The organism is Peterkaempfera bronchialis (genome assembly GCF_003258605.2).
Classification (GTDB): domain Bacteria; phylum Actinomycetota; class Actinomycetes; order Streptomycetales; family Streptomycetaceae; genus Peterkaempfera; species Peterkaempfera bronchialis.
In genome coordinates this window covers 4,395,063-4,414,266 of sequence record NZ_CP031264.1, presented here as the reverse complement: position 1 = coordinate 4,414,266, position 19,204 = coordinate 4,395,063, and the positions used below count along the sequence as shown (strand labels likewise).

Annotated in this window: 20 protein-coding genes; 8 read left to right on the top strand and 12 right to left on the bottom strand. The window is 73.5% G+C overall.

Annotation, left to right across the window (positions count from 1 at the left end; all coding sequences use genetic code 11):
- Positions 1-79: 79 nt before the first annotated feature.
- The 3 genes from C7M71_RS19705 to C7M71_RS19695 all read left to right on the top strand — a co-directional run bounded on the left by C7M71_RS19705 (position 80) and on the right by C7M71_RS19695 (position 3,308).
- The gene (locus C7M71_RS19705; RefSeq protein ID WP_111492735.1) at positions 80-1,366 is read left to right on the top strand and encodes a magnesium transporter MgtE N-terminal domain-containing protein; all 1,287 of its coding nucleotides are present in this window, start codon (positions 80-82) and stop codon (positions 1,364-1,366) included.
- Positions 1,367-1,478: 112 nt separating this feature from the next.
- The gene (locus tag C7M71_RS19700; RefSeq protein WP_229759168.1) at positions 1,479-2,045 is read left to right on the top strand and encodes a DUF1003 domain-containing protein; all 567 of its coding nucleotides are present in this window, start codon (positions 1,479-1,481) and stop codon (positions 2,043-2,045) included.
- A 93-nt stretch (positions 2,046-2,138) separates the two neighbouring features.
- A complete protein-coding gene (locus C7M71_RS19695; RefSeq protein WP_111492733.1) occupies positions 2,139-3,308 on the top strand; it encodes an Mrp/NBP35 family ATP-binding protein in 1,170 nt (389 codons plus the stop codon).
- 48 nt (positions 3,309-3,356) lie between these two features.
- On the opposite strand, the gene C7M71_RS19690 is transcribed toward C7M71_RS19695, so the two are convergent.
- The 6 genes from C7M71_RS19690 to sigE form a co-directional block, all read right to left on the bottom strand.
- On the bottom strand, positions 3,357-4,472 hold the full coding sequence (locus C7M71_RS19690) for a DNA alkylation repair protein (RefSeq protein ID WP_111492732.1): 1,116 nt from the start codon (positions 4,470-4,472) through the stop codon (positions 3,357-3,359).
- Positions 4,473-4,550: 78 nt separating this feature from the next.
- Positions 4,551-5,204: a hypothetical protein gene (locus C7M71_RS19685; RefSeq protein ID WP_111492731.1), complete on the bottom strand. Its 654-nt coding sequence runs from the start codon at positions 5,202-5,204 to the stop codon at positions 4,551-4,553.
- Positions 5,205-5,367: 163 nt separating this feature from the next.
- On the bottom strand, positions 5,368-5,781 hold the full coding sequence (locus C7M71_RS19680) for a sec-independent translocase (protein ID WP_111492730.1): 414 nt from the start codon (positions 5,779-5,781) through the stop codon (positions 5,368-5,370).
- 126 nt (positions 5,782-5,907) lie between these two features.
- Positions 5,908-7,290 carry a S1C family serine protease gene (locus C7M71_RS19675; RefSeq protein WP_114914447.1) on the bottom strand — a complete coding sequence of 461 codons (1,383 nt, stop codon included), beginning with the start codon at positions 7,288-7,290 and terminating at the stop codon, positions 5,908-5,910.
- Positions 7,291-7,739: 449 nt separating this feature from the next.
- The gene (locus tag C7M71_RS19670; RefSeq protein ID WP_114914446.1) at positions 7,740-8,675 is read right to left on the bottom strand and encodes an anti-sigma factor family protein; all 936 of its coding nucleotides are present in this window, start codon (positions 8,673-8,675) and stop codon (positions 7,740-7,742) included.
- Positions 8,672-9,385, bottom strand: coding sequence for an RNA polymerase sigma factor SigE (sigE, locus tag C7M71_RS19665; RefSeq protein ID WP_111492910.1), 714 nt, complete (start codon positions 9,383-9,385; stop codon positions 8,672-8,674). Before sigE ends, C7M71_RS19670 begins: the two co-directional genes overlap by 4 nt.
- A gap of 275 nt (positions 9,386-9,660) precedes the next feature.
- Between sigE and C7M71_RS19660 the strand changes: the two genes are divergently transcribed.
- Positions 9,661-10,335, top strand: a complete 675-nt coding sequence (locus tag C7M71_RS19660) for an O-methyltransferase (protein ID WP_407675992.1) — start codon at positions 9,661-9,663, stop codon at positions 10,333-10,335.
- 131 nt (positions 10,336-10,466) lie between these two features.
- On the opposite strand, the gene C7M71_RS19655 is transcribed toward C7M71_RS19660, so the two are convergent.
- Entirely contained in the window at positions 10,467-10,634 is a 168-nt protein-coding gene (locus C7M71_RS19655) for a DUF3117 domain-containing protein (RefSeq protein WP_111492908.1), read from the bottom strand.
- 369 nt (positions 10,635-11,003) lie between these two features.
- Between C7M71_RS19655 and C7M71_RS19650 the strand changes: the two genes are divergently transcribed.
- The gene (locus C7M71_RS19650; RefSeq protein ID WP_111492907.1) at positions 11,004-11,807 is read left to right on the top strand and encodes an enoyl-CoA hydratase-related protein; all 804 of its coding nucleotides are present in this window, start codon (positions 11,004-11,006) and stop codon (positions 11,805-11,807) included.
- Between the two features lie 19 nt (positions 11,808-11,826).
- Here C7M71_RS19650 and C7M71_RS19645 read toward each other — a convergent pair whose 3' ends face one another.
- Both C7M71_RS19645 and C7M71_RS19640 read right to left on the bottom strand, forming a co-directional pair.
- Positions 11,827-12,414, bottom strand: coding sequence for a DNA-3-methyladenine glycosylase I (locus tag C7M71_RS19645; RefSeq protein ID WP_111492906.1), 588 nt, complete (start codon positions 12,412-12,414; stop codon positions 11,827-11,829).
- Complete coding sequence (locus C7M71_RS19640) at positions 12,411-12,881, bottom strand: DivIVA domain-containing protein (RefSeq protein ID WP_111492905.1); 471 nt, start codon at positions 12,879-12,881, stop codon at positions 12,411-12,413. The genes C7M71_RS19645 and C7M71_RS19640 overlap by 4 nt, the downstream gene beginning before the upstream one ends.
- Before the next feature lie 96 nt (positions 12,882-12,977).
- Here C7M71_RS19640 and folP point away from each other — a divergent pair, with 96 nt between their 5' ends.
- Complete coding sequence (gene folP / locus C7M71_RS19635) at positions 12,978-13,892, top strand: dihydropteroate synthase (protein WP_111492904.1); 915 nt, start codon at positions 12,978-12,980, stop codon at positions 13,890-13,892.
- Between the two features lie 12 nt (positions 13,893-13,904).
- Here the strand turns inward: folP and C7M71_RS19630 are convergent, their stop codons facing one another.
- Together C7M71_RS19630 and dapE are read right to left on the bottom strand one after the other, a co-directional pair.
- Positions 13,905-14,669, bottom strand: a complete 765-nt coding sequence (locus tag C7M71_RS19630) for an LOG family protein (protein WP_229759165.1) — start codon at positions 14,667-14,669, stop codon at positions 13,905-13,907.
- A gap of 142 nt (positions 14,670-14,811) precedes the next feature.
- On the bottom strand, positions 14,812-15,894 hold the full coding sequence (dapE, locus tag C7M71_RS19625; RefSeq protein WP_111492902.1) for a succinyl-diaminopimelate desuccinylase: 1,083 nt from the start codon (positions 15,892-15,894) through the stop codon (positions 14,812-14,814).
- 131 nt (positions 15,895-16,025) lie between these two features.
- On the opposite strand from dapE, the gene C7M71_RS19620 reads away from it, so the two are divergent.
- A complete protein-coding gene (locus C7M71_RS19620; protein ID WP_111492912.1) occupies positions 16,026-16,967 on the top strand; it encodes a hypothetical protein in 942 nt (313 codons plus the stop codon).
- Between the two features lie 327 nt (positions 16,968-17,294).
- Entirely contained in the window at positions 17,295-17,951 is a 657-nt protein-coding gene (locus tag C7M71_RS19615; protein ID WP_322975179.1) for an ATP-binding protein, read from the top strand.
- Positions 17,952-18,051: 100 nt separating this feature from the next.
- Here C7M71_RS19615 and dapC read toward each other — a convergent pair whose 3' ends face one another.
- On the bottom strand, positions 18,052-19,200 hold the full coding sequence (gene dapC / locus C7M71_RS19610; RefSeq protein WP_111493011.1) for a succinyldiaminopimelate transaminase: 1,149 nt from the start codon (positions 19,198-19,200) through the stop codon (positions 18,052-18,054).
- Positions 19,201-19,204 lie beyond the last annotated feature (4 nt).

The window sequence follows — 19,204 nt, the reverse complement described above, 5'->3', positions numbered from 1 at the left end:
GCGGGTAGCCTGGCTGCATCGGCGGACGGGCCAGGGGGCAGGCGGGTGCCGGGGTGGCAGGGAGGAGATCAAGGAGGCCATGGCAGCAGCAGCCAACCGGGTCTTCATCTCGCACCTGTCCGGGGCCGCGGTCTTCGATCCCAACGGCGACCAGGTGGGCCGGGTCCGCGATGTCGTGGTGTCACTGCGGGTGGGCGGTCGGCCGCCCCGGGTGCTGGGGCTGGTCGCCGAGGTGGTGACCCGCCGCCGGATCTTCCTGCCGATGACCAGGGTGACCAGCCTGGAGTCCGGCCAGGTGCTGACCACCGGCGTGATCAATATGCGCCGCTTCGAGCAGCGGGCCAGCGAGACCCTGGTGCTGGGCGAGATGCTGGACCGCCGGGTCACCCTCGCCGAGACCGGCGAGCAGGTCACCGTGCTGGATGTGGCGATGGAGCAGATCCGGCTGCGCGAGTGGGAGGTCGGCAAGGTCTTCGTCCAGCGCGCCAAGGCCGGCCGGCTGCGCCGCCGGGGCGAGACGCTGACCGTGGACTGGTCGGCGGTCACCGGTTTCTCGCTCAGCGAGGAGGGGCAGGGCGCGGCCAATCTGCTGGCCACCTTCGAGCAGCTGCGCCCCGCCGACCTGGCCAATGTGCTGCACCATCTGTCGGCGAAGCGCCGTGCCGAGGTGGCGGCGGCGCTGGACGACGAGCGGCTGGCGGATGTCCTGGAGGAGCTGCCCGAGGACGACCAGGTGGAGATCATCGGCAAGCTGAAGGACGAGCGGGCCGCCGACATCCTGGAGGCGATGGACCCGGACGACGCCGCCGACCTGCTCTCCGAGCTGCCGGGCGACGACGCCGAGCGGCTGCTGCGGCTGATGGAGCCGGACGAGGCGGAACCGGTCCGCCGGCTGCTGAGCTACCAGGAGGACTCCGCCGGCGGCCTGATGACGACCGAGCCGATCGTGCTGGAGCCGGACGCCACCGTGGCCGACGCGCTGGCCCGGGTGCGGATGGCCGAGCAGAAGTCCGCGCTGGCGGCGCAGGTGTATGTGTGCCGACCGCCCAATGAGACGCCGACCGGTACCTATCTGGGCATCGTGCACTTCCAGCGGCTGCTGCGGGAGCCCCCGTACACCCTGATCGGGGCGATCGTGGACCGGGACCTGGACCCGCTGCCGCCCGACACCCCGCTCGCGGTGATCACCAGCTATCTGGCCACCTACAACCTGGTGGCCGCGCCGGTGGTGGACGACGCCGACCACCTGCTGGGCGCGGTCACGGTGGACGACGTCCTGGACCACCTGCTGCCGGAGGACTGGCGGGAGTCCACCGTGCACCTCGGCGACCTGCCGGCCGAGGGGGTGTCCGGCGGTGGACGGTGAGCGCGGCGGCCGGGGCCGCCGGGACCGGGACCCCCGCGACGAGGGCCGCTCCCGGCTCCAGCGGGAGCTGCGCGAACTCCGCGAGCTGCGGGAGCTGCGGATCCGCGAAGGGCTGTCGTACGCCGGCCAGGGCGCCGCCGCCCGGGTCGGCGAGCGGGAGGAGCGGCGGCGCATCCGGCTGGACCAGCCGCGCAGCGGCCGACGGGTCTGGGTGCGGCTGCCGGCGTACGACCCGGAGGCGTTCGGGCGGCTGTCCGAGCAGATCGCCCGGTTCCTGGGGACCGGCCGGTTCATCGTCTGGATGACGGTGGTGGTGATCGTCTGGATCGGCTGGAACACCCTGGCGCCGGGGTCCCTGCGGTTCGACAACTACCCCTTCATCTTCCTCACCCTGGCGCTCTCGCTCCAGGCGTCGTACGCCGCGCCGCTGATCCTGCTGGCGCAGAACCGGCAGGACGACCGCGACCGGGTGAACATGGAGCAGGACCGGGCGCGCAGCGAGCGCAATATCGCCGACACCGAGTTCCTGACCCGGGAGGTGGCGGCGCTGCGGCAGGGCCTGGGCGAGGTGGCCACCCGGGACTTCATCCGCTCGGAGTTGCAGGTGCTGCTCAAGGAGCTGGAGGAGCACCGCCGGGGGCCCGCCGGGCGGGTGGAGGACGTGCCGGACCAGCGCTGAGCCCGCCGTGTGACCCGCCGTGTGACCCGCCGTGTGACCCGCCGCACGCTACCGGCTGGTCAGGGGTGCGGCCCGGCGCCGTACCATCGGTGCATGGCCATTGAGACGCAGGGCGCGGCCGGCGACGCGACGCCACTTGAGCAGTCCGTACGCGGTGCGCTGGCGACTGTGCAGGACCCGGAGATCCACCGTCCCATCACCGATCTGGGCATGGTGAAATCGGTGGAGATCGGCGAGGGCGGCGCGGTGCGCGTCGCCGTCTGGCTCACCGTCTCCGGCTGCCCGATGCGCGACACCATCACCAGCCGGGTGACCGAGGCGGTGGGGCGGGTCCCCGGCGTCACGGCGGTCGAGGTCGAGCTGGATGTGATGAGCGACGAGCAGCGGCGCGAGCTCTCCACCATGCTGCGCGGCGGCACCGCCGAGCGGGAGATCCCGTTCGCCAAGCCGGGTTCGCTGACCCGGGTGTACGCGGTAGCGTCCGGAAAGGGCGGCGTCGGCAAGTCGTCGGTGACGGTCAATGTGGCTGCGGCGCTGGCCGCCGACGGCCTCAAGGTCGCGGTGGTGGACGCCGACATCTACGGCCACAGCGTGCCCCGGATGCTGGGCGTGGACGGTCGGCCGACCCAGGTCGAGAACATGATCATGCCGCCGTCGGCGCATGACGTGAAGGTGATCTCCATCGGCATGTTCACCCCGGGCAACGCCCCGGTGGTGTGGCGCGGGCCGATGCTGCACCGTGCGCTCCAGCAGTTCCTGGCCGATGTCTACTGGGGCGACCTGGACGTACTGCTGCTGGACCTGCCGCCCGGCACCGGCGACATCGCCATCTCGGTGGCGCAGCTGGTCCCCAACGCGGAGATCCTGATCGTCACCACCCCGCAGCAGGCCGCCGCCGAGGTCGCGGAGCGGGCCGGAACCATCGCGCTCCAGACCCACCAGAAGATCGTCGGCGTGATCGAGAACATGTCCGGCATGCCCTGCCCGCACTGCGACGAGATGGTGGACGTCTTCGGCACCGGCGGCGGCCGGACCGTCGCCGATGCGCTCACCCGGGCGACCGGCGCCGAGGTGCCCGTACTGGGCTCCATCCCGATCGACGTACGGCTGCGCGAGGGCGGCGACGAGGGCAAGCCGGTCGTCCTCTCCGACCCCGACTCCCCGGCCGGCGCGGCGCTGCGTGCCGTGGCGGCCAAGCTGGGCCGCCGTGAGCGCGGTCTGGCCGGACTGTCTCTGGGGCTGACGCCGCGCAACAAGTTCTGAGCAGGGAAGGGGGGCCGGGCGCGGTGGCTGCCGCGCCCGGCTCTTCCGTCAGCCGGTCCGGGCGGCGGCTGCGACCTCGAAGTCCGTCCTGCCATAGGACTCGCCGTTGATCTGGAGCTCCAGGGCGTGCATACCGGGGTGCACCACCCGGGTGGAGATCGGCGCGAAGGAGCGGACCCCGGCGAGCGCGCTCCGCTCCCCCGGCCCCAGCGTCCTGACGGCGAGTTTGAAGACCTTCGGCGACGTGGCACCGCTGGCCTTGCGGTAGTGGACGACATAGTCGATGGCAAGCCTGAGCTGCTCATCGCCCTGGTTCTCGACGGTGAACCTGAAGCGGAGGTCCTCTCCCACCTGGACGAGGCTGCTCTCCACCGTCGGCCCTTCGACCTTCAGACCGACGGTGGGCTTGAAGCCCAGCAGCGCCAGCGCCTCCCTGTCGCCTCGCTTGACCACCGTGCGCAGGGCGTGCCGGATCAGCCGGGAGGTCTGCCCGTCGGGAGCCCCGGCCCATCGGCCGGCGGTGGCGACGGCGAGATCCGGACGTGCGTGGCTGATGTCATTGAGATGGTTGGCCACCGATCGGCGCACATACTCCGACGGGTCCCGGTAGAGGGCGTCCAGCACGGGGAGTGTGACGTCGGGGTCGGCGAGGATCGCCGGCACTCGCACGGCCCAGGGCAGGCGTGGCCGGGTGCCCTCGCTGGCGAGGCGCCGTACATGCTCGTCCGGATGCGCGGTCCATCGCTTCACCACGGCCATCGCCCGATCGAGATCGGCGTTGAGGAGCCGTCTGACGGCGAACTCCGACGTGAGGCGCGGGGTGAGGTCCGCCAGCAGCTGAAGGGCACGCTCGAAGGCATCTCCCTCGGGCTCCCGTGATGCCCTTTCGGCAACCGCCTCGGTGACCGGCCAGATCATCCAGCCGGTGAAGCGCGGATCGGGAAGTGCCGCGCGTATGGTCGCCTCCAGCGCCTCGCAGCCCTCCGGCTCCGTGGACAGCAGCGCCTCACGCACCAGGTCGCAGCGCTCCCGCAGGGCGAGGTCTCCGAGCGCCGGTACGCATCCACGGACGGCGGCGGCCATGGACTGTCGGCCGACCGCCCCGAGGCAGTCGGCCAGGCCGACCACGGCCGCATGGCTGAGCAACTCCTCCGCAGAGGGCATGAGGCCTTGTCCTCGTCTCTGGATCCGGAACAACAGCGACGCCTGGCATGACGTCAGGACCTACGGGGACACGCGTTGTCAGGAGGCCCCGAGCGCCGTGGCACCGGCCGGGCGGGGCTCCGCGTACCGGGCGATGTCGCCGACGGCGGCGAAGCCCAGCCCATAGGCGCTGATGCCGCGCCCATAGGCACCCAGCAGCACCCCGGGGGCCTCTCCGGCCAGCACCCAGCCGTACTCGGACTCACGGTAGCGGAAGGGCTGCGGCAGCCCGTTGACGGGCAGGCTGAGCGAGGACCAGTTGGGGCCGTCCAGGGCGTCGGCGAGGTCCCAGGCGATGGCGGTCTGCTGGTCCAGCCAGTCCTGCCGCAGGGAGCGGTCCAGCTGGCCGGGCCAGGTGGCGGAGAGCAGCCCGGAACCGGCCAGCCAGGCGGCCGAGCAGGCCGAGGTGGCCTCCATGACGCCGGTGCCGTCGGTGCTGCGCCGCACCGGGCGGCGGGCCACCGTCACCACGGCGGCGAAGCGGCGGGTGTCCTGGCCCTCGTACTGGCGGGCCGCAGGCTCGTCGCCGTGGCCGATCGAACCGTAGTCGACGGTGCCCTCGGTGCCGGCGCCCACCTGCATCAGCCAGCGGTGGCCCGTCCAGCCCTCGTCCAGGCCGTACCAGGGGAAGTCCGCCGCCAGGTATCCGTCGAGCGCGACCGCCGCTCCCGCCGCACGACTCGTCGTGTCCATCCCGGGCCTCCTTCTACCGCTGATCACCGCTCCGACGCGGGGTGCGCCGGGCCCCGTGAGCAGACGATGCATCAGGGCAGAAAATAGGATAGCGAGCAGAGCGCCACCGCCCGGCGTGTCGTAGTGCACGCCGGTGTTTCGGGAGTGGCGAGGTTTAGACGCCTCAGGTGGCGTCCGGGTCGTACGGCGGCCGCTCGCCGGCCTTCAGCTCTCCGCCGCCGCCCTTGGTCATGTCGACGGTGCCGCCCGCCGTGCGCTGCGGGGACGGCGCCGGGTCGTCGTCCAGGCCGAGGCTGTCCAGGTCGAAGCCGTTGCGGATCTCCTTCAGGCCAAGGTCGTCGCCCAGCAGGTTCTTTCGGACAAAGGTCTTGGGGTTGAGGTCCTCGAACTCGAAGTCCTGGAACTCCGGGCCGAGCTCCTTGCGGATGTCCGCCTTGGCGTTGTCGGCGAAGGAGCGCACCTTGCGGATGAAGGCCATGGTGTCCTGGATCACCTTCGGCAGCTTGTCCGGCCCGAAGATGATCACCGCGATGACGATGAGCACCAGCATCTCCGGAAGACCTATGTCATTGAACACCCGGGGCTCCCTGCTGCTGGACTGCGTAGTGGCGCGGCGGCGACCGTCCTCCAGAGTAATGGCCGGTCGCCGATACGCGGGGTACCGGGCGGGTTAAGCGGGGGCAAACACGGGCGTTCCGCTCGGTCAGCTGCCGGGAGCACTGCCCAGGACCACCCGCACGGTGTGGCGGGCGGTGCCGCGCTTCAGGACCAGTTCGACGGTGTCGCCAGGGCGGTGGCTGCGGATGACGACCACCAGTTGGTCGCCGTCGTGCACCGGACGGCCGTCCGCCGAGGAGATCACATCGCCGGGCCGGATCCCCGCCCGGTCCCCGGGCCCGCCCGGGGTGACCGGTTCGCTGCCCGAGGTACCGGCCTTGTCCAGCACCCTGGCTCCGTCGCCGCTGTACCGCATGTCCAGGGTGACGCCGATCACCGGATGGACCGCCTTGCCCTCGTTGACCAACTGCTCGGCGACCCGGCGGGCCTCGTTCACCGGGATGGCGAAGCCCAGGCCGATGGAGCCCGCCTGCCGGTCGGACTCGAAGGGGTCGCCGGAGGAGCCCGTCGCGGAGCGGATCGCCGAGTTGATGCCGATCACCCGGCCCCGGGCGTCCATCAGCGGACCGCCGGAGTTGCCGGGGTTTATCGGCGCATCGGTCTGCAGGGCGTCCACATAGGAGACCCCGTCGCTGCCCGCGTCCCCGCCGGCGGTGATGGGGCGGTGGGTGGCGCTGATGATGCCCGAGGTGACGGTGCCCTCCAGGCCGAACGGGGCACCGATCGCCACCACCGGATCGCCCACCTGCACGGCGTCGGAGTCGCCGAGGGTGAGCGGCCGGAGCCCGGAGACCCCGGTCACCCGGATCACGGCCAGGTCGTACCCGCTGTCCCGGCCGACCACGGTGGCCTTGCGGGTCTGGCCGCTGTTGAACGTCACCGTGATGGTGCCCGAGGAGGCGGCTGCGGCGACCACGTGGTTGTTGGTGAGGATGTGGCCCCTGGTGTCCAGTACGAAGCCGGTCCCGGTGCCCTCCGCCTTGGGCCCCTTGACATGGATGTACACCACGCCCGGGAGCGTCGCCCGGGCGATGCCCGCCACGCTGTCCGGGGCCCGGTCCACGGCGGCGTCGGTGATCTGGGGCAGCGTGATGTGGCCGCCCGTGGTGCGGTCCTGGAGGTACGCGCCCACGCCCCCGCCGACGGTACCGGCGGCCAGGGCGAGCAGCACCGCTGCGGCCACCAGCCGACCGGTACGGCGGTGGGCGGCCGGTGGCGGCGGCGCGGCCCAGCCTTCCAGCCCGTACCCGGGCCCGGACCCGCCCGGGGACGGCGGCCCCCACGGGTCCCACGGGTCGGCCGGGCGGACCGGCGGTGCGGCGGGCGGCTCCGGGAAGGGCTGCTCCACCGGCTGGGGGGCGGCGTCGGCGGGCGCGGCAGCGGGTGCGGCAGCGGGGCGGTCCGGATGGCTCCACCACTCCGGTGCGCCGCCGCTCACCGGCTCCGCCCTGTCCTCCGTCGAGCTCATAACGTGCAGCCGCTCCCCTGTAGGCACCGCGGCCACAGCGACCGCCCACGCAGATTCAACCAGCCCCGGCACCCCTGCGGGGACCACGCCGGTCCGTCCGGCCACGGCAACCGCCGCCCCACACGACCGAGGCCCCCGCAGACCCCAGCCTGGGACGCCTACTGGCCCTGCAACAGAAGCCCGGCGGCGGCCACCCTCCACGGCCAAAGCCCCGCACAGACCCCAGCCCGGGAACGCCTACCAGTCGTGCGGCAGAAGCCCGGCGGCAACCACCCCCCAGGGCCAAGGCCCCGCACAGACCCCAGCCCGGGAACACCCACCAGTCGTGCGGCAGAAGCCCGGCGGCAACCACCACAAGCGGCGACCACCCCCACGGCCAGGGCCCGGAACACCCACCAGTCGTGCAACAGAAGCCCAGCGGCAGCCACCACAAACGGCCCCCCGAACGCCTACCGGTCGTGCGGCAGGTGTCCGGCGGCGGCCGGGGACGGGGCGGCGGGAAGGGCCGAGGTGATGAACGGGACGGGGACCGAGACCGGGTAACCGGCCTGGACCGGCGCCCGCAGCGGCACATTGAGCGGGGAGACCTCGTCCGCACCGGCGCCGGTGTCCGCGATCGGGCTGACCCTGCTGCCGTACGGCTCGTCCGTGGTGGCGTCCACGCCGCCCAGCCCGCCGAAGCCGGTGAGCGCCACGGCCGCCACCGAGAAGGCCCCCGCCGCCGCAAAGGCGAACCGCCGGCCACGGGGCGCCGAGGGCCGCACCGCCCGCTCGGCCGCCGTACCCGCAGGCCGTCCGTCCGGGGGCGCCACCACGCCGCGCAGCCGGGCCATCGCCCGGAGGTTGGTGCCGCGCTGCGCCGTCATCGGCGACGGCTGCCCGAAGGGGGGCGGCGAGGCGGAGGCCAGCCCCCCGGTACCGAAGGCCGCGCCGCCGCCGAAGGACCCTCCGCCGGTGCCCCGGCCGAACGACCCGCCGTCGAGCCGGCTGCCGCCGATAGCGCTGTCGCCGCCGTCCGGCCAGTCGGTGCCCACGGCCAGCAGTCGGCTCATCAGCAGGGCGGACGGCTCCGGGGTGACGGCCTCGGCCAGCAGTTGCTTGACCCGGCGCTCCTCCTCCGCCTGGGCGAGGCAGTCGGGACAGGTCGCCAGGTGGGCCTGGACCCGGTCCCGCAGGTCATGGTCGAGCTCACCGTCAACAAAGCCGGTCAGCCGGTCCCCGAGGTGGTGCTCCTCGGCGGGCTGGTCGGGTCCGCCGGACCCGCCCACATTGCTGAGCGCGACCAGCGCACCGGTCTGCTGCTCCTCCGGGATCTCCCCGATGTCCGTCCTGACCTGCTGGACCTTGCTCCGTCGCCCCGATCCGGCATAGCGCTCGGCGCTCACGATCGCCTCCGTCCCGGTTCACCGGACGAGGTGGGGCCCGCGACGGCGGCGGCCGGCTCCGCAGGGCCGGACCCGCCACGCCGGGCACGGCCCGGGGCGGCGCCCGGCGCGCGGTGCTTCAGCGCGGAGCGCAGGTGGGAGCGGCCACGGTGGATGCGGCTGCGGACGGTGCCGAGCTTCACTCCCAGCGTCGCGGCGATCTCCTCGTACGAGAGCCCCTCGATGTCGCAGAGCACCACCGCGGCCCTGAACTCCGGCGCGAGGGTGTCCAGCGCCTGCTGGACGTCCGCGTCGAAGTGGTTGTCGTGGAAGTGCTGCGCGGGGCTGGGCTCCCGGCTGGGCAGCCGCTCGGCGGCGTCGTCGCCCAGGGCGTCGAAGCGGATCCGCTGGCGGCGGCGCACCATGTCGAGGAAGAGATTGGTGGTGATGCGGTGCAGCCAGCCCTCGAAGGTGCCGGGCGTGTACGTGGAGAGCGACCGGAAGACGCGGACGAAGACCTCCTGGGTGAGGTCCTCGGCGTCGTGCTGGTTGCCGGTCAGCCGGTAGGCGAGGCGGTACACCCGGGCGCTGTGCGCCTGGACGATCTCCTCCCAGGTGGGCGGCGTCCAGCTCTGCGCGTCGGCGCCCTCGGCGAAGGACGCCGTGGTGGCCTTCGCCGTCTGCGGGTTGGCGGACGACTCGTCGGCGGGGGACTGCGCAGGCTGGTTCATCACGGGCTCCGGCGTACGGGCCGACGCAATGCCGCGGAAGTGCCGCCGCACAGGGGCGTCGCCCTCAGCCACACCTCCTCGGTCGGCTCTTCTGCCCAGCAGGGCCACCACCATATCCGCCTCGCCCGTCAGTTCCGGATAAAGCCTGTCTCGCGCTCTTTGCCACCCGGCCGTTCCCATGCGCCCGCCGGGGAGGGCGTCCGCCGCCCTCGTACTGCTCCAACGCGCCGCCGTCGGACGCGGTTCCCGGGACGGCCAGTAACCTGTGGCTGGAAATATCGACATCCACTTCGGCCAGGTCCCCGACGGAGGCAGCCATCACCGGCTTCGGGCTCGCGGCTGCGGCCCTCTCCGACACCTATGTCGGGGAGGACGACGCCTTGGTGCGCGCCCGTACGCGGGCCGCACACGCCGGGGTAGGGGCGATCGGCCCGGGCGGCGGCGCCTGCCTGCGGCTGCTCGCGGCGGCGCTCGGCGCCAAGGCGGTGGCAGAGATCGGCACCGGGGTCGGGGTGTCGGGCATCTACCTGCTGCGCGGAATGCGCCCGGACGGGGTCCTGACCACGGTGGACCCGGAGCCGGACCGGCAGCAGCTGGCCAGGGAGGCGTACGCGGAGGCCGGCTTCGCCGCCAACCGGTCACGGCTGATCGCCGGCCGGGCGCTGGAGGTGCTGCCGAGGCTCGCTGACCGGCAGTACGACCTGGTCTTCTGCGACGGCGAGGCGGCCGAGTCCCGGGAGTACCTCGCAGAATCGTTGCGGCTGCTGCGGCCCGGCGGCATGGTCTGCTTCGAGGGCGTCTTCCAGGAGGGCCGGCTGGCCGATCCGGGGCTGCGCGACCCGCAGACCCATGCGATGCGGGAACTGGTCCGCATCGTCCGGGAGAGCGACATGGTGCTGCCGGCGCTGCTGCCGGTGAGCGACGGACTGCTCTGCGCGGTCAAGCGCTGACACCGCTCGGCACCACTCGCTTCCGGAGACGGCGCCCCGGAGACGGCGCCCCGGAGACGGCGAAAGCCCTGCCGGGACGATGTCCTGGCAGGGCCTTCACGCTCCGTGGAGGGAGAGACTCACCGACCGGCTCAGCCGCAGGCCCTCTTCAGGGCCTCGCCCAGCGCGTCGGCCTCGTCGGGCGTGAGCTCCACGACGAGCCGACCGCCGCCCTCAAGCGGAACTCGCATGACGATGCCCCGCCCCTCCTTGGTCACCTCGAGCGGGCCGTCGCCCGTCCGCGGCTTCATGGCCGCCATGCTCGTTCCCCTTCCTGCAACCTGCTCATCGACGTACCACCGGTCCGTCCACCGCCGGTATCGAACGCATTGATCGGAGCCCATTATCCCGCATCGGAAGGCCCAATGACCAACATCACTCTGCGCACATCCGCAGCCACCGGTCCCAAACCTCCGCATTCCGACACCCGGCCGGGGACCGCCGCCCGACGCGCGGGCTTCGAAAAGCGGTACCCCCGCCTCCCTTTATGGGTGTCCACCCCTTGGACAGGGCCTTGCGCGGCGGTCTCTCCCCGGCAACGCGCAAAGGTGCCGCACGTCACACTGCCGAGACCTGCTCCGGCTCCGGCATGCTGACCGGGACCCCACCCTCACAGGACAGGACACCCCATGGCCGACAGCCCGGTGCAGTACGAACTCGACGGCGGGCTCGCCGTCCTCACCCTCGACCGTCCCGCCGCCATGAACGCACTGGACACGGCGGCCAAGGTGGCCCTGCGTGACACGGTCGCCGCAGTCGCCGAGGACCCGGCGGTACGGGCGGTGCTGCTCACCGGCGCCGGGGACCGGGCCTTCTGCGTCGGGCAGGACCTCAAGGAGCACATCGGGAAGCTGGCGGAGGCCCGGGAGGGCGGCGGCCCGGCGCTGGCCACCGTCGCGGAGCACTACAACCCGCTGGTCAGGGCGCTGGCCGGGATGCGCAAGCCGACCGTGGCGGCGGTCAACGGCGTGGCGGCGGGGGCGGGTGCCTCGCTCGCCTTCGCCTGCGACTTCCGGATCGTGGCGGACACCGCGGGCTTCAACACCTCCTTCGCCGGGGTGGCGCTGACGGCGGACTCCGGCGCCTCCTGGACGCTCCCCCGGCTGGTCGGCCACGCCAGGGCGACCGAGCTGCTGATGCTGCCCCGCACCGTGGCGGCGGCGGAGGCGCTGGAGCTGGGCCTGGCGACCCAGGTGGTCCCGGCGGGCGAGCTGGCCGCGACCGCCCGGGCCTTCGCCCGGCGGCTGGCGGAGGGTCCCACGGTGGCGCTGGGCGCGATCAAGGAGTCGATCGCCTTCGGCTGGTCGCACTCGCTGAGCGAGACGCTGGACAAGGAGGACGAGTTGCAGACCCTGGCCGGCTCCGCCGAGGACCACGCCATCGCGGTGCAGGCTTTCCTGGACAAGAAGCGGCCCCACTACCTGGGGAAGTAGCCCGCCGCCAGCCTGCCCGCTACGCGGCGGCGGTGCCGCCGCCCCGGGCGAAGCAGTCGGCCAGGTGGTCGTCGACCAGCCCGCAGGCCTGCATCAGCGCATAGGCGGTGGTGGGCCCCACAAAGCGGAAGCCGCGGCGCTTGAGCTCCTTGGCGAGCGCCGCGGACTCCGCCGTGGTGGCGGGCACATCGGCCGGGGTACGCGGCGCCGGGCGGGCCGGGTCCCCGGCGTACGACCAGATCAGCGCGTCCAGGCCGGCCGGCAGCTCCAGGGCGGCGCGGGCGTTGGCCACTGCGGCGTCGATCTTGGCGCGGTTGCGGATGATGCCCGCGTCCTGGAGCAGCCGCTCGCGGTCGGCATCGGTGAAGGCGGCGACCTTCTCGATCACAAAGCCGTCGAAGGCGGCTCGGAAGTTCTCCCGGCGGCGCAGGATGGTGATCCAGGAGAGCCCCGACTGGAATGCCTCCAGGCAGACCCGTTCGAAGAGCGCGTCGTCACCCCGGACCGGGCGGCCCCACTCGGTGTCGTGGTAGATCCGGTAGTCCTCGGCGGAGTTGCCCCAGGTGCAGCGCAGCAGCCCGTCGGCACCGGCCACGGCGCCGGTCATCCCCGGCCCTCCTCGCCGGGGGTGGGCAGCGCGGAGGCGTCCTGCGGGGTGCCGTAGGGGTGGTCCTCGTGCGGGTGGTCCTGGTGCTGGTGGTCCCGGTGCTGGTGGTCCTCGTGCGGGTGGCCCTCGTGCAGGTGGTCCCCGGGGCGGTCCTTGTCCAGGGTCAGGGTGTGCCCGGCCCGGCTGCCGGCCGCCGCCGCCTCCAGCTCGGCGATCCGGGCGTCCCGCAGGGCCAGCTCGGCGCCGAGCCGGTCCAGGACGTCGTCCACCTCGTCCATCCGGTAGCCGCGCAGCGCCATCGGCAGCCGCAGCTCGTCGATGTCGGACCGGTTCAGCGGCCGTTCCTGCGGCAGCCGGGGGGCCAGCCGGTCGGGGGCGGCGTCCGGCATCGCCCCGCCGGCGCCCAGCGCCACCAGTGCGGCCACCGCCACCACCACGGCCATACCGACCACGATCAACCAGAACACGATCCGCTCCTCCCGTCACCCCTGCGCCGCCGCGTGGGGGATCATGACCTCTGGCAAGAGCCCCTGGGCCATCATCGCGCACCGGCGACGACCATGATGGACCACCCGGGTGAGAACCGGGCGGGTGAGCACGGATCGGGAGGACGCGTGGCACTGAGGCTGGGACGGCGCGAGTTCGGCGACGACGACCTCGTCATCATGGCGATCGTCAACCGGACGCCCGACTCCTTCTTCGACCGGGGGGCCACCTTCGCGGACGAGGCGGCGTTCGCCGCCGCCGACCGGGCGGTGGCCGAGGGGGCGGCGATCCTGGACATCGGTGGGGTGAAGGCCGGTCCCGGCGAGGAGGTCACGGTCGAGGAGGAGCTGCGGCGCACCGTGCCCTTCGTGGCCGAGCTGCGCAAGCGCCACCCGGAGGCGGTGATCAGCGTGGACACCTGGCGGCACGAGGTCGGCGAGGCGGTCTGCGAGGTCGGCGCCGACCTGCTCAATGACGCCTGGGGCGGGGTCGACCCGCTGCTGGCCGAGGTGGCCGCCCGGTACGGCGTGGGGATCGTCTGCACCCACGCGGGCGGCGCCGAGCCGCGCACCCGCCCGCACCGGGTGGGGTACCCGGATGTGATGGCCGACATCCTGCGGGTGACCACGGGCCTGGCCGAGCGCGCGGTGGCGCTCGGGGTGCGCCGCGACGCGGTGGTCATCGACCCGGGGCACGACTTCGGCAAGAACACCCGCCACTCGCTGGAGGCCACCCGCCGGCTGCCGGAGATGACCGCCACCGGCTGGCCGGTGCTGGTCTCGCTCTCCAACAAGGACTTCGTCGGCGAGACCCTCGACCGGCCGGTGGACGAGCGGCTGCTGGGCACGCTGGCCACCACCGCCGTCTCCGCCTGGCTGGGCGCCCGGATCTACCGGGTGCACCAGGTGGCGGAGACCCGGCAGGTGCTGGACATGGTCGCGTCGATCCTCGGCACCCGTCCCCCGGCGGTGGCCCGCCGGGGGCTCGCCTGAGTCCGGCCGGAGCTAGACCTCTTCGACGTCCCGCTCGAAGGCCGCGTACGCCGCCCGCTCGGCGCTCTCCTGGTCGCCGTTGCGCTGCCGCGCGTCCTCCAGGACCGCCATCATGTCGGCCACGTCGTCGGTGACATGGAAGAGGTCCAGATCGCTCGGCGACGCCTTGCCCTGGGCGATCAGGGTGGTGCGCAGCCAGTCGACCAGCCCGCCCCAGTACTCGGTGCCGAAGAGCACCACGGGGAAGCGGGTCACCTTGCGGGTCTGCACCAGCGTGAGCGCCTCGAAGAGCTCGTCCAGGGTGCCGAAGCCGCCCGGCAGCACCACAAAGCCCCGCGCGTACTTCACGAACATCGTCTTGCGGACGAAGAAGTACCGGAAGTTCAGCCCCAGGTCGACATACTCGTTGAGCCCCTGCTCGAAGGGCAGCTCGATGCCGAGCCCCACCGACACGCCGCCCGCCTCGACGGCGCCCCGGTTGGCCGCCTCCATCGCGCCGGGGCCGCCGCCGGTGATCACCGCATAGCCCGCCTCGGCCAGCGTCCGCCCGATCTTGATCCCGACCTGGTACTCGGCGGAGTCCCGCGCGGTCCGGGCGGAGCCGAAGACGCTCACCGCGGGCGGCAGCTCGGCGAGGCCGCCGAAGCCCTCGACAAACTCCGAGGTGATCCGCAGCACCCGCCATGGGTCGGTGTGCAGCCAGTCCGTGGGGCCGGTGGTGTCCAGCAGCCGCTGGTCCGTCGTCTCGGCCGCCACCCGGCCGCGCCGCAGCAGCATCGGCCCCTGCTGGCGCTCCGGCGGGCCGCTCGCCTGCGCCGGGCCCTGTCCATTGCTCCGCCCCTGACCAGGGCGGACCTCCTGTCCACCGGTTCCACTCATGCAGGAAGGGTAGTAGGACGCGGCGCCCGGCGGGGGCAGGTCAGGCCGTGAGCCAGGCGTGGATGCGCCGTTCGCACTCGGCGATCGCCGCCAGCGAGCAGTGCTCCTCGCGCTTGTGGGCCAGGTTGGGGTCGCCGGGCCCGTAGTTGACCGCCGGGACGCCCAGCCCGGAGAAGCGGGCGACATCGGTCCAGCCGTACTTGGCCCGGGGCTCGCTCCCGGTCGCCGCCAGGAACGCCTTGGCCGCCGGGTGGGCGAGGCCGGGCAGGGCGCCCGGTGCCGAGTCGGTGATCTCCACCTCGTAGCCGTGCAGGACCTCCCGCACATGCGCCGCCGCCTCCGCCTCGCTGCGGTCGGGCGCAAACCGGAAGTTCACCGTGACGGTGCACAGGTCGGGGATGACATTGCCGGCCACCCCGCCCTCGATCAGCACCGCGTTGAGGCCCTCGCGGTACTCCAGGCCGTCGATCACCACCTGGCGCGGCTGGTACGCGGAGAGCCGGCCGAGCAGGTCGGCGGCGCCGTGGATGGCGTTCTCGCCCAGCCAGCTGCGGGCGGAGTGCGCACGCTGCCCGTGGATCCGGACCACCGCCCGCATGGTGCCCTGGCAGCCGCCCTCCACGGCCGCGCTGCTGGGCTCCAGCAGTACCGCGAAGTCCCCGTGCAGCCAGTCGGGGCGCTCCCGGGCGAGGATGCCGAGGCCGTTGCGGACCGCCTCCACCTCCTCGCAGTCGTAGAAGACGAAGGTGAGGTCGCGGTTGGGCTCCGGGACGGTGGCGGCGATCCGCAGCTGCACGGCCACGCCCGCCTTCATGTCGGAGGTGCCGCAGCCGTACAGCAGGTCGCCCTCCACCCGGGAGGGGAGGTTGTCGGCGATCGGCACGGTGTCCAGATGCCCGGCGAGCACCACCCGCTCGGTGCGGCCCAGGTCGGTGCGGGCGACCACGTTGTTGCCGTACCGGTCCACGGTGAGGTGCGGCAGGGTCCGCAGCGCGGCCTCCACGGCGTCGGCGAGCCGTGCCTCGTCGCCGCTGACCGAGGGGAAGTCCACGAGCTGCGCGGTCAGTGCGCCGCCGTCCAGGGCGAGGTCCAGCGAGGCGGGGAGAGGCTGCGGGTTGCTCATGGACCCTCACCCTAGCTGGACCCTCACCCTGGCCCCGGCCTCCGCCGACGCGGTGTACCTCGTGTTCCGCTGCCGGTACCTGCGGGTACCTTGGGTGCCCTCAGGCACGGGAGGGACGGCGGTTGAAGGCGATGGTGACATCCCCGGGACGCGCCCGCAGGAGGCGCTGGATTCTGCCGGCGGTGCTGGCGCTGGCCGTGCTCGCGGGCGGGCTGCTCTTCGTCAACCGCCGGCATGTGCTGCCGACGCCCGAGCAGTGCCACTTCGCCACGGCGGCGGGGGAGATGGTGCTGGAGCCGGAGGAGGCGTCCAACGCCGCCGTGATCACGGCGGTGGCCCACTCCCGCAGGCTGCCGGAGCGGGCGGTCACCATCGCGCTGGCCACCGCGCTCCAGGAGTCGCACCTGAAGAACCTGGAGGGCGGCGACCGCGACTCGGTGGGCCTCTTCCAGCAGCGGCCCTCACAGGGCTGGGGCACCGCCAAGCAGATCGCCGACCCGGTGTACACCACCAACAAGTTCTTCGACGGACTGGTCAAGGTCCCCGGCTACTCGCGGCTGCCGCTCACCGAGGCGGCGCAGGCGGTGCAGAAGAGCGGCTTCCCGCAGGCGTACGCCAAGCATGAGACCGATGCCACGGTGATCGCCGGGGCGCTCAGCGGCCGCGAGGCGGCGTCCATGGGGTGCACGGTGACAAGCGCCGCCCCGGTCGCCGCCGCCTCGCCGCAGACCGGCAAGGACGGTCTGACGGAGGGGGCCCGGCGGGTCTCGGCGCAGGTGAAGCGGGACTTCGCCCGGACCGTCGCGGTGCGGACCGTCCCGTCCGGCGACGGCCGTGCCCTGGAGCTCGTCCCGGCCGGGAAGGCCGCGGCGGGGGCCTCCTCGGGAACTGCCGGGCGCGACGGCTGGGTGGTGGCGCACTGGGCGGTGGCGCGGGCGGCGGAGCTGGGCATCACCTCGGTGGTGTACGACGGCCAGGAGTGGCGCACCGGGAGCTCCACCGGCGGCTGGCAGCCGTACCGGGGGACGGCTGCACCGGCCGCCGGCGGGGTGCTGGTGACGGCGGGCGGCTGACCCCGGCGCCGGGCGGTGCGGCAGCCGTGCGACGCACCCAGGGGTGAAGAATCCGGGCCCGGCTTGACGTGCCGCCACTCCGGAGAGGGACCCGGACCGGTCCGGGCGCCACACCCGCCGGAGCCCCGGGTGGCCTTGCGGCGGACGGGGAGTGACGTTCCGCCTGGGCGAAGGCGGTGAAGCACAATGTCCGCAATGTCACAAGAAGGCTGATAGTACGTTTACCGAGTCTTTGCCAAAGACGCCCGCAACCTTCCTGCTCCTGGAGCGGTAATCACCACGTCCGCCCGGCGGACGGGTCTTGTCCTCATCTCCGTTAGGAGCACCATGTCTCTCCCCCTCACGCGTCGGATCGCCCAGGCCGCGCTGCTCGTCGCGGCCGGAGCGGCCCCCGTGGTCGCGACGGCCGGTACCGCGTCCGCCGCGGAGCTGCCCCGTACGGCCGACCTGGGTGGGCTGACCCAGCTCGACAGCGACAGCCTCGCCGGCCAGGTGCGGGACGTCGCCCACCAGACCGGCAAGCAGGCCGGCGGCGCCGGCAGCAGCGCCGTGGCCGCAGGCGTCCCGACCGCCGCCGACACCCTGGGCACCACCGCCGCTGCCGCGATCCCGGAGGTCAACCGGTTCGCCGGGTCCGCCGCCGAGCAGGCCGGCGCCACCGCGAGCACCACCGGCGGGATGGCCTCCGACGCCACCCAGCGCGCCGTCGCCCCGGTCACCGCAGGCAGCCCGCTCAGCGCGCTCACCGGCGGCGGCCTGCCCACCGGGCAGCTCACCGGCGGCCTGCCCCTCGGCGGGCTGGACCACGCCGCCGGCGGCGCAAGCCACCGCCTCGGCGGGCTGCCCGACCTCGGCTCCTCCACCGGCGGCCTCGGCGGCCTGGACTCGCTGACCTCGCTGATCGGCTCCATCGGCGGCGCCGCCACCCAGGGCACCCAGGGCCTCCACGGCGGCGGCTCCCCCCTCCAGGGCCTGCCGCTCTGACCTCCGCACCGGCGAACGGCACGGGCGGGTACAGCTGCGGCGGGGCCGGGAGTGGATCACTCCCGGCCCCGCCGCTTGCCGTTCCGTACCGCGCGGTCCCTCAGCTGCCCAGCCGCCGCACCGCCGCGTCCACCCGCTCGTCGGTGGCCGTGAACGCCACCCGGACGAACCGCTCCCCGGCCTCGCCGTAGAAGTCCCCGGGCGCCACCAGGACGCCCAGCCCGGCCAGCTCCGCCACCGTCTCCCAGCACGGCTCGTCCCGGGTCGCCCAGAGGTAGAGGCTGGCCTCGGAGTGCTCGATCCGGAAGCCGTACGCCTCCAGCGCCTCCCGCAGCGCCGTGCGGCGGCGGGCGTAGCGCTCCCGCTGCTCCGCCACATGCGCGTCGTCGGAGAGCGCGGCGACGGTCGCCGCCTGCACCGGGGCGGGCACGATCATGCCGCTGTGCTTGCGCACCTGGAGCAGCTCCTGCACCAGCGCGCGGTCGCCCGCGACAAAGGAGGCGCGGTACCCGGCCAGGTTGGAGCGCTTGGAGAGCGAGTGCACGGCCAGCAGGCCGTCATGGCTGTCCCCGCAGACCTCCGGGTGCAGCACCGACACCGGGTCGGCGTCCCAGCCCAGCTCCAGGTAGCACTCGTCGCTCACCAGCAGCACCCCGTGCTCCCGGGCCCAGGCCACCGTGCGGCGCAGCTCCTCCGGGGTCAGCACCCGGCCGGTGGGGTTGGACGGCGAGTTGAGCCAGAGCAGCCGCAGCCCGGCCGGGTCCAGCTCCATGGGGTCGTCGTACGCCACCGGCTCGGCCCGTGCCAGCCGGGCGCCCACCTCATAGGTCGGGTACGCCAGGCGCGGGAAGGCCACCCGGTCGCCGGGCCCCAGGCCCAGCTGGGTCGGCAGCCAGGCCACCAGTTCCTTGGACCCCACCGTGGGCAGCACGCCCGAGGGGTCGGCGCCGGTGGCGCCCAGCCGGCGGCGCAGCCAGTCCGCGATGGCCCCGCGCAGCTCCGGGGTGCCCCAGACGGTGGGGTAGCCGGGTGCGTCGGAGGCGGCGGCCAGCGCCTTCCGGATCAGCTCCGGCACCGGGTCCACCGGCGTGCCGACCGAGAGGTCGACGATCCCGTCCGGGTGCGCGGCGGCGGTCGCCTTGTAGGGCTCCAGCCGGTCCCACGGGAAGACAGGGAGGAGCTGGGAGACGCGTCGCGCCGCCCCCGAACCGGTCGGGAGCGGCGCGTGCGTGCTGTCGTTGGTGCTCACAGCC